Origin of the sequence: Nonomuraea antri (assembly GCF_013283785.1) — a bacterium.
Taxonomy (GTDB): domain Bacteria; phylum Actinomycetota; class Actinomycetes; order Streptosporangiales; family Streptosporangiaceae; genus Nonomuraea; species Nonomuraea antri.
The window spans coordinates 1-1,522 of record NZ_JABCPZ010000522.1; the positions used below are offsets into that span (position 1 = coordinate 1).

Annotated in this window: 2 protein-coding genes; one reads left to right on the top strand and one right to left on the bottom strand. The window is 69.7% G+C overall.

Annotated elements, in window-relative coordinates:
* Positions 1-110: 110 nt before the first annotated feature.
* The gene (locus tag HII36_RS55090) at positions 111-581 is read right to left on the bottom strand and encodes a hypothetical protein (protein ID WP_236005238.1); all 471 of its coding nucleotides are present in this window, start codon (positions 579-581) and stop codon (positions 111-113) included.
* A 217-nt stretch (positions 582-798) separates the two neighbouring features.
* On the opposite strand from HII36_RS55090, the gene HII36_RS55095 reads away from it, so the two are divergent.
* Positions 799-1,173, top strand: coding sequence for a hypothetical protein (locus HII36_RS55095; RefSeq protein ID WP_173531369.1), 375 nt, complete (start codon positions 799-801; stop codon positions 1,171-1,173).
* Positions 1,174-1,522 lie beyond the last annotated feature (349 nt).

The following is a 1,522-nucleotide window of genomic DNA, read 5'->3' on the forward strand; positions in this document are numbered from 1 at the left end:
CGGTTGGGGGTGACTAAGGGAAGGGCGATCACGGTAGGTCGGTGATCGCAGGGTTGAAGACGGTGTGGTGGTGGTGGCGGAGCGGGGTCGGGGTGTTTGGGGTGTGTTGGTCAGGCTGAGTAGATTGCGACGAGGCCCGTCGCCAGGCCCAGGAGCGAGAAGCCGGTCAGCGACGCCCCCGCGACCACCGCCCTCCGCAGATGCAGCCGTGTGGCCGCCGGGATCCAGTACAGGATGACGTACGGCAGGAAGCCGATCCCTCCGACGCAGAGGAAGGGCAGGACGAGGGCGCCGAGTACGCCGCGCGGGCCTGCCATCGCGGCCCGGTCGCCTTCAGGCGCGAGCTGGGCCCGGACGGTGTCGCCCACCTCCAGGTCGGCCGGGGCGGAGACGGGGCGGGACGGGCCGCCGCCATCGGGGACGAAGGTGCCCCCGCAGTTGTACCGGTTGCGGCCGAGTGGCTCGCACCAGTCCGCGGTGAGGGTGCCGGGGGTGCCGATGGCGCCGGCCGAGAGCTGGATCCATGGCACGGACAGCGGGATCGGCCCCAGGCACATCGTCGCCCAGATCAGGACGATCATCACCTTGGCGATCCGCCCCGGTTCCCGCCCCAGCTCCCGGCCGCTTCCAGCGATCGGCCAGGCGGACGAGGAATCGGCTGGGGGACTCGTCTCGGTCGAGGGATCCGCCACGATCCGGAAACTCCCGTTGGTCGGGAAATCCGCCGCGCTTCGGGGGTCCGCCGCGCCTCGGAAATCCGCCGCGCTTTGGGGACTCACCTCGGTTGGGGGACCCTCTGTGATCCGGGGATTCCCGTCGGTCGGGGAATCCGCCGCGATCTGGGGACCCGTCGCGGTTCGGGAACTCACGTCGGCGAGGGAATCCGTCGCGCTCCAGGAATCCGTTGCGCTTCGGAAATCCGCCGCGATCGGGGAACTGGTCGAGGAACTGGAGGGTGCGCTGGTCGGTGGGCTGGGCGTGGAATCGGTCGGTAAGTCGATCGGCGAGGTGTCCGGTGGCGTGTCGCGCGGGGTGTCCGGCGAGATGTCGCGCGAGGTGTCCGGCGACGTGTCGCGTGAGGTGTCCCGTGAGGTGTTCGGCGAGGTGGGGGACGAGGCGGGCGGGGTTGTGTGCGGGCCGGCCGCTGTGACCTGCACCCCGCCCCCCGCATGACGGCGACGGTGACGGCGACCGGTCGTGGTGGCCGCGCGTTCTGGGCGGCGTTTGCTCATGCGTTCACCATGACCGCCCCGACTTGTAGAGAACTTGGAGCTTTGCGAGCACCGGCCTTGGCACGCGCCGGGGACGCTGATGGTGACCGGCTCGGCACGCGTCCCGTGAGGCCGCGCCTACTCATGAAGCCGCACCCATTCGTGAACCGCGCCACCCGTATAGCCGCACTCACCCGTATAGCCGCACTCACCCGTATAGCCGCACTCACCCGTATAGCCGCACTCACCCGTATAGCTGCACCCACCTGTAAAGCCGCACAGACCCGCACAGCCCGTACCCACCCGTAAAT